Here is a 7859-nt window from a genome sequence, read left to right as displayed (position 1 = left end):
GAACCGTTCCTGTTCAACGTAGCTCCCGACGAAGTATCCGACTTTGCTTCTGACCAGGGCTTTTCCGTGCTAGATCACCTTTATGGTAGCGCGCGTATCGGCGACTACATTGCAGCGCTCGGCCTTAGTATTGAGGCAATGGACTTTCCCATAGAACAACTTGACGCTTCTTCGTTTTCTCTTTGTCAGTTGAAGCCTGATTGAGTTCCGCGAAACAGCACGGTTTGAAAGTGCGTTCCATCGAGTATTAATTAGCTGATTCACTCCCTTTGGTATCGCAAAAAATAGGTACAGCGGACATTCAAAGACTTGCGAAGAGCGGCAGTAATGTCCCGCAATTCGGCCCTTCGACCGCCGAAATTGCTGCGCGACGCACGAAAGGCCGCTCTGGTGAAGCTGTATTGCAGCGCTATGGGATAGACGGTTCGCAGCAATGGGCCTCATTCCCTACAAAGTTAATTTGATCGTCAGTATCGTCAGTGAACAGCAAGACTGACGATACTGACGATCATTTACAGTCTTTCTATCTTGAGAACGCGCTCGCCGGATGGGCCTTGGCGGGTGAATCTGTCGTCTACTCCCCATGCGGCGCAGGGGTGGCGTGATCCGCCGGATGGCTGCGGAGATTTTGTTTTCTTGGCTCGGGTACCGGGTCAGTTCTCAGTGACAATCAACAGTCTTGTGGAACATGATCCTCGAGCGAGACCTCATAATACAGCGCCGCTTGTGCTTCCTGCTTTGGTCCCATCATCGCTCAATCCCCGACTTTCGTGGGGAAATTGAATCAGCCGATGACGCTCAAATCAAGAAGGGTTTTTCAACAAAATCAGCCCGATGCGGACAGGAAACTCGCCAATTTGGAACGTGGCTCTTCAGGAATAGTTCGAGAACCGTGACTTGCCGAACATCTTACGATGTTCCGCAGGAGTCAGTCCGGTCTTGCGCTTGAACAACTTTCTGAACGACGGCGTATCAACATAACCTACTGCCTCTCCAGCATCTGCTATCGGTATATCGGTGGTTTCAAGCAGCTGCCGTGCTTCTTCAATTCGCAAGGCTAAAACATAGTCTTGCGGCGACTTGTTGGTCGCTTTGCGGAAGCGTCGCGCGAATGTAGTGGGCGGCAATCCGGAACGGTCTGTCATTTCGCCAACCGGGTTATCGATCGCGTAATGATCGGCGATCCATTCCTGGACTTGAGCAATGACCGTGTCGGCGTGAGGCGTGGTGGTGATCAACGACGTGAACGGAGCCTGAAGTTCGCCACGGTTGGCCATAAGCCAGACCTTTGCGGCCCGAACTGCCCTTTGTGTGCCGCCGTAATGCGCAATTAGGAACATGGCAAGTTCCTGCCATCCGGTTGTCCCGCCCGACGTAACGGGGCCGCGGGACGCATCGGAAAAGCAAAGGCCGCGGTCGGTGCGTAGTCGGACGGCCGGATAGTACCGACGGAACAAGCCTTCCCAAGCCCAGTGCGTCGTAGCTTCGACCCCATCCAGGATACCTATTTCCGCCAAATAGACTGCTCCCGTACAGGCTGACATCACCCGTGTCCCGGCCATGTCGCGTTCAGCAAGCCAAGACAAGCAGGGGTGTTGATCGGGGTCAGGCCGTTCGTGCGGTGAAAGCGTCAGCCCGGGCACAATTACAATATCGGCGCTGTCAGCGTCGTGAAATGCTTGATCTGGCGCGATCCACACTCCACTTCCGCATCGAAACCCCTCAACATTCGGGCCAACCAGACTGACGTCAAACACTGGCTCAGGCTCATCGCCGCTCACCAGGTGTTCCCAGTCCCGGCCTGCAGCGACCAGCGTGTCATATAAACCAAAAACACTGGACGCGCTGGTTTGTGGAGTTGCGACGATCTGAACTGACAATGGCATGGGCGAGTTGACCAAAAGTGGTGAATTTGGCTCCGTTTTAGTCTTTTTGCCTCTCACGCCCAACCAGAAATGTCACCAAACCTCTATGTGTTCGTGTTTCACAGGAGGGTCGGATCTGATGAACAAGGTTTGGGAACTGTTTTTTGGACGTGAATGGCTTATCTTTTCGAAGGGGGTCGCTTCAAGAACAGACGGTCGGAAAGTTGACCAGCAAAGTAGAGCCGAAAAATGCAGAGTTTCGGAAAAGGTGTGGAACTCAGCGATTTATCTTGGGCCCGGCGGACCGCTGATGAGAGACCGCCAGCTTGCCCCGATTCCAATGTCTGCTAAGTCCGGAGGCTGTGTGAAAACTCCCTCATTTTGACCGGACTGATGGTATAATTTTTGTATTCGGTACGGGGGTTGTTGATGGCGCAATTTATCGAGGGTCTGGACCGGTAGCAGACGATGTTGCTGCCCGAATGTCTGGACGCTTATGTTGATGAGAACAGTCCTGTCCGTGCCATTGATGCCTTTGCAGACCTTGCTCTGCTACCCAAGTTTCTACCACTGAGGGCCAGAGTTTTGCGCTGAAAGTAAGACCCACGTTGCTCTCGGTCAAATTGCTTGAAACGGTGGCTTTGCCTTGGTTCCTGGCGACCTGTAATCGAATACAACCTGATTATAGGCGCTAAGTTCTAGCCTAGCGCACACGCCCTGTGAAACAGCCGGTGTCCGGGTTGAAAGACCCATCCAATCTTGGATCCCCCTGGTAGCTCAAACGCATAGTTCTGTGCGCATCATAGAACGACGCACAAACCGAATATTCGGTCTCGCTTATGCGGGTATATGCATAGGGAATGTTGGTCTCGTTATCGACAAGGACGTCAGCTTGCATTTGAACCCCTCCACAATACGCGCGGATACTTTCCAGATCCAGTTTGTCAGGTAACACTGGCTGCAAGATCCGCCAGTTTGTGCAATGTAGTGCTGTTGCAATCTGTCGCAGGTTTTCGTAGCGGCGCATATCAAACATGTCTTGTCTGGCAGTATTCGGGCCGCCAACGGTGAAAAAGCCGATAATGATCGCCGTAAGAACCACCGCCGCCGTTCCGATATAGAACACTTTATTTTTCACCTTTCAGGTACTCCACATCACGCAGATAGAATACAAATATGCCTAAGGTCACGATACCAACTGTTGCCGCCTTAAGCACGAAACGCAAAGTCGCTGTGCCCTGCAAAAACTCATAAATGAGATAGGTCGCATCCCCTAAAAATGTCATCGACGAGACAAATAACGCGATGTATGTCAGATATTTACGTACCGGCGAGCGGCGGGCTCTCGCATTTTTTTCCACGCGTTGGTGGACGTAGCGCGACATCCATAAATAAACCGGAGCCGCGACAAGCAAGGTTGCAATCGCCCACCGCATGCGTTCGGTTGCCCTGAATTCGATATAAGGAGCATCAGCTGGATCCGGCATTCTTAGATCAAGTATCGCGTGCACGAGTGTGATCAGATAAATCGCTGTGTATGTCAGCGCAGTAAATAGGACTGCATAAATAAAAACATCGCGCGCCGTAGGTTGCGGGCGCGGCACAGGAATGGGCGGCTTGAAGTCAATCGTTGCATATTGCCCAATTGCGTCCTCGATTTCATCGCGGAACCATCCTGCTTGCTCCAAGGCTGCGCGGATTTCTTCGCGGGACCGATCTGCCACCAAAGCATCATGGACAAATTGCCCCACCGGATCTTTTGCTTGCATTTTGCCACCTCCATCATGCCATTCTCTCGCGGGCAAAACGGGGTCACCTTCAAAATGACCTGCTCATCGTTTGGCACGTTGTCATCAGACCCTATCTGCGCGGCCTTTTTTCCAATTGACTTTCATCAAGATGTGGGACGTGGTTGAAGACTGTGTCGAGTTAGTGTGTTGGAAGACTGTGTTGTCGTTACTCTGATAACAAAAAAATTCGGGGTACTTCTTGCCTTGTCGTCCACGAACAGCGGCTTTCGACGTCGTCGACATGTTGGCCGCTGCTGCCCCCTTATCGACTGTGATTGACTTAGCAATCCGAATGCGGCTTACTTTCGCTATCATCATCCCACGCCTGATTAAGAAATTCTGTGTCCTACAAGACTAGCCACGAAGTGACCGAGTAGTTCTTTTGATGTTTTTAATCACGGTCATTTTCAGAAAGGCAACAAATGAAATCTCGAGTTCTTATCCTTGGTGCGGGCTTCGGCGGTATGGAACTGGCAACCCTGCTTTCAGAAGCCTTGGGTGAAAAAGCTGACGTGACTGTCATCGACAAAAGAGACCGTTTCGTCTTTGGATATTCCAGAATTGACGTTATGTTCGGGAAGACAACGCTTGATGAAGTTGGACTGTCTTACGCATCATTCATTAAGCCTGGCATACGTCTTGTGAAGGAGACGATTACCTCAATTGATGCGGAGGCCAAACGTGTGACGACGGATGGTGGCACCTATGAAGCCGATTATCTGGTGATTGCGCTTGGTGCAGATTATGACATGGAGGCGACGCCGGGCCTTACCGCACATGGGAACGAGTTCTATTCCGACGAAGGAGCAGATCGCTTACGCACTCTTCTGCCTGGATTTACGGGCGGACCAATTGTTGTGGGGATTTGCGGATTCCCCTACAAATGCCCTCCCGGACCCAGCGAGTGTGCGCTGACACTTCATCATTACCTGACAGAACGCGGCATCCGCGAGGATTGCGACATTACTTTCGTTTCACCTCTGTCCAGCCCGATGCCCGCTTCAGCAGAGATGGCGCAGGCGTTGATGAACTCGTTTGAGGAATTTGGTATCCGCCTGTTGCGGCAGCGCACAGTCGTCCGGCTCGAGCCGAGTATGGCAGTGCTTGATGACGGGACAGAACTTCCGTTTTCGCTGTTCCTCGGGGTGCCTAAACATCAGCCACCGAAAGTCGTCATTGAAAGCGGGCTGACTGAAGACGATTGGGTTCCAATTGATTTGCCGACGTTGGAAACACGTTTCACAGATGTCTACGCCATCGGGGATATGGCTGCGACTGGATTGCCCAAGTCCGGAACATTTGCGGAAAGTGCTGCCCGGTCGGTATCTACGTCAATACTGGCAAAACTTTCGGGTGCAAATGTGGAGCGCAACACAGGCACTGGCACTTGCATCGTTGAATATGGAGACGGCCGTGTCAGCTACGCAGAGCTTGATTTCTTGACCGGGCCGAAGCTTGAAGCGATTTACCATCCGCCTTCAATTGCCGGGAAGACCTTTAAGCAGGGCTTCGACGATACGCGGAGAGACCGTTGGTTCAATCGTTAATAAGAAATGCACCAAGATGACCTGAAGCACACTGTGGCGATGAACTGTGGAGCCGTTGATCTGGGTCCAAGACTACGTCGACTGAGTGTGTTTCAAACGTAAACTCACATATTTTTCTCAAGTTACTGTGTTGCAAGGACAGTTATGAGCGGATTATTAGCCCTTTTGGATGACGTGGCTGCGATTGCAAAGCTTGCTGCTGCGCAATTGGACGACGTCGCGGCTCAGGCCAGTAAGGCTGGGGTGAAAGCTGCTGGGGTAGTTATAGATGACGCAGCGGTGACGCCAAAATATGTCACTGGTTTGCCTGCGGCGCGTGAATTGCCCATCGTGTGGAAAATCGCACGTGCTTCCTTCTTCAATAAGCTAGTTATTCTCTTGCCTGCAGCCTTGCTGTTGCAGACTTTTCTACCATGGATGTTGACGCCGTTATTGATGATAGGTGGTGCATATCTTTGTTTTGAGGGAGCTGAGAAGGTTTGGCATTTATTCGCGGGCCAAAAGGATCATGGGCCCCAACAGGCAAAGACGCTGGATGCGGCACATCTAGAAGAGCAACGTGTGAAAGGTGCAATTAAGACTGATTTCATCCTTTCAGCAGAGATCATGACTATCTCTCTCTCCCAGATCAGTATTGATAGCATCTGGATCCAAGCGGCGGCGCTGGCCGCGGTGGCAATTGGCATCACCTCGCTCGTATATGGCGCAGTGGCTCTACTGGTGAAGGCCGATGATTTCGGAGTTCTGCTCAGCGCGAAAGGCCGACTTTCTGTTACCCGGTCGGTAGGGCGCAAAATCGTTAGGTCGATGCCTTCGGTGATGATGGTGATTGCCTCTGTCGGCACAGTTGCAATGCTCTGGGTGGGGGGCAGTATCATCGTACATGGGCTGCATGATCTTGGTTGGCATATTCCTTACGACATTATCAATGACGCAGCCCTGATCGTATCAGATTTTGTTGGGTCGGCCTCAGGTTTTGTCACTTGGTCTGTGACAGCGGGTCTTGACGGAATTATTGGACTGCTTGTTGGATCAGCGCTGATACCGTTTGTGACCAGAGTTGTGGCGCCTGGCATGGGATGGCTATTTCCTGAAAAGAACTGACTGTTCTATCCCTACGAATTGGCTTCGAGCTTGTCCCTCGGATCAACCTTTCGCAAAGGTTGCCTGAGCAAGTGATTGAGGTTTCTCAATGTCGCATTGCTACCCAAGGTTGCAGGAACCTGTGTTTTTAGCAGTAACTGCAAATCACGTGTCCGAAAACTGTCTGACGTCAGCGCTTATGGATCCAAATAGGTAGCTAGCTTGCATATGCAAATCCAGTTTTCAGCAACGAGTGCACGAACCATTTACTTAGGGAGATCTTTATGTGATGTCATGAGTATCTGTGCCTATTGGGTGCCGTTTTTCTTCAATTGTCGGGGTTTTTAGGGGGATTTCATGAAAAATCATTTTGCGGCTGCTACGTTGGCGACACTTGCACTTGCTGGATGCGCGACAGAACCATCATCTAGCGTTGTCGACCAATTTTATGGCAAGAGTCTAGTCTCTGCCAGTGGTGATGTGTTTACCTTCTCGCCTGATGGAACGGTGGGTGGTGAGATTCGAGGTGAACCGATCGCAGGTGAATATAGTGCAACTGCCACCGAGGTGTGCAGCACCTACACAACTCCCGAACGCCTCGCTGGCAGCGAGTTTTGCAGTACACCAGCTATAACAGGAGACCAGGTGGTTTTCCAACGTCGTGACGGAAGCCAGTCGCAAGTCTACACAATCAAAGGCTGAGAGTGCTCAGTTAAGACCAAGTCAGATGACTTGTCTGGCATCAAACCGGGCGCCAGCGCTGCTGCCGCCTCCTATAAGCTTCGCGTGACCGCGTATTTTCATCAGGCCCACCGCCCCTGGTAGCTAGCACCTTGCCAGACTGCTTTGTCCTTCGTCCTAGTTAAGAAATTCCCTTGGATCCCTAACTCGACCAAAGAAGGACCGAAAGAAGAGATGCTGGTCTGGTCCAGGTTCAACGCCCGCAATGGAACGGCCGAAAAAAATACGTTCCGTCAATGCGCCCGAAGTCACACCCGCCATGAAACTGAAAACAGCCGCGTGAATTCTACGGCTGGGACCCATTAGATATGGGGGATTAACCAAGGCCTTCCGCAAGAGCAACAATGCCAACTTGCGGCTTACAATATTCGGTGAAGGCGAAGAAGAAACAGCCCTGCGCGCGCTTGCACAAGGCGATCCGCGCATTCTTTTTGCTGGCATGGCATCCAATCCGGTAGAGGCCTACCGTAAGGTCGACGCTGTCATCATGCCTCACGTTGGGAAGCTTATGGGCTTGTCGCTATCGAGACCATCAGCGCCGGTAGGACACTTTTTTGAAGCGCTGTTGACGGCTTGGCGGATCATCGGTGTATCGGTGCACAAGTCACCGATGGTCGAACCCTCGATTTTGATCAGCTTTCTGCACGCCCAGCGGCAGTGCGATGCAGTGATGAAACGAACCGAAATGCAATTGTCTCATCACTGAGGTTGGAGAACAGTAAGCGGCGTTCCGATCACACAGAATCGTGCAGGTCACTCGAAGATAAACACTGCTCAGCGTGTCTCAACACTCATCACAAGCAACCTGCCGTTCGAAGAATGGACGGAAAGCC

The 7859-nt window shown here is 51.7% G+C and carries 8 protein-coding genes; 5 read left to right on the top strand and 3 right to left on the bottom strand.

Annotated elements, in window-relative coordinates; genetic code table 11:
- A partial coding sequence (locus C8N45_RS23490; protein ID WP_168769582.1) for a hypothetical protein occupies positions 1–204 on the top strand: 204 nt, incomplete at its 5' end.
- A 668-nt stretch (positions 205–872) separates the two neighbouring features.
- Here C8N45_RS23490 and C8N45_RS22670 read toward each other — a convergent pair.
- From C8N45_RS22670 to C8N45_RS22660, 3 genes are all read right to left on the bottom strand, one after another.
- Positions 873–1943, bottom strand: coding sequence for a GlxA family transcriptional regulator (locus C8N45_RS22670; protein ID WP_147271852.1), 1071 nt, complete (start codon positions 1941–1943; stop codon positions 873–875).
- Positions 1944–2568: 625 nt separating this feature from the next.
- Complete coding sequence (locus tag C8N45_RS22665) at positions 2569–3003, bottom strand: hypothetical protein (RefSeq protein ID WP_108389299.1); 435 nt, start codon at positions 3001–3003, stop codon at positions 2569–2571.
- A complete protein-coding gene (locus C8N45_RS22660; RefSeq protein WP_108389297.1) occupies positions 2993–3634 on the bottom strand; it encodes a DUF5671 domain-containing protein in 642 nt (213 codons plus the stop codon). The genes C8N45_RS22665 and C8N45_RS22660 overlap by 11 nt, the downstream gene beginning before the upstream one ends.
- Before the next feature lie 443 nt (positions 3635–4077).
- Between C8N45_RS22660 and C8N45_RS22650 the strand changes: the two genes are divergently transcribed.
- The 4 genes from C8N45_RS22650 to C8N45_RS22640 all read left to right on the top strand — a co-directional run bounded on the left by C8N45_RS22650 (position 4078) and on the right by C8N45_RS22640 (position 7732).
- On the top strand, positions 4078–5202 hold the full coding sequence (locus tag C8N45_RS22650; protein ID WP_108389291.1) for an NAD(P)/FAD-dependent oxidoreductase: 1125 nt from the start codon (positions 4078–4080) through the stop codon (positions 5200–5202).
- A 144-nt stretch (positions 5203–5346) separates the two neighbouring features.
- Complete coding sequence (locus C8N45_RS22645; RefSeq protein ID WP_108389289.1) at positions 5347–6306, top strand: DUF808 domain-containing protein; 960 nt, start codon at positions 5347–5349, stop codon at positions 6304–6306.
- A gap of 336 nt (positions 6307–6642) precedes the next feature.
- Entirely contained in the window at positions 6643–6987 is a 345-nt protein-coding gene (locus C8N45_RS23080) for a hypothetical protein (protein WP_133176039.1), read from the top strand.
- A gap of 391 nt (positions 6988–7378) precedes the next feature.
- Positions 7379–7732: a hypothetical protein gene (locus C8N45_RS22640; RefSeq protein ID WP_108389287.1), complete on the top strand. Its 354-nt coding sequence runs from the start codon at positions 7379–7381 to the stop codon at positions 7730–7732.
- Positions 7733–7859: the final 127 nt, after the last annotated feature.

The sequence above is a fragment of the Yoonia sediminilitoris genome, assembly GCF_003058085.1.
In the GTDB taxonomy this organism is placed as follows: domain Bacteria; phylum Pseudomonadota; class Alphaproteobacteria; order Rhodobacterales; family Rhodobacteraceae; genus Yoonia; species Yoonia sediminilitoris.
The sequence above is the reverse complement of the archived record's forward strand: the minus strand, read 5'-3'. Positions and strand labels throughout refer to the sequence as shown.

Coding starts and splice junctions, on each gene's coding strand:
- C8N45_RS23080 (WP_133176039.1), top strand. CDS start 6,643: ATGAAAAATCATTTTGCGGCTGCTACGTTGGCGACACTTGCACTTGCT.
- C8N45_RS22650 (WP_108389291.1), top strand. CDS start 4,078: ATGAAATCTCGAGTTCTTATCCTTGGTGCGGGCTTCGGCGGTATGGAA.
- C8N45_RS22645 (WP_108389289.1), top strand. CDS start 5,347: ATGAGCGGATTATTAGCCCTTTTGGATGACGTGGCTGCGATTGCAAAG.
- C8N45_RS22660 (WP_108389297.1), bottom strand. CDS start 3,634: ATGCAAGCAAAAGATCCGGTGGGGCAATTTGTCCATGATGCTTTGGTG.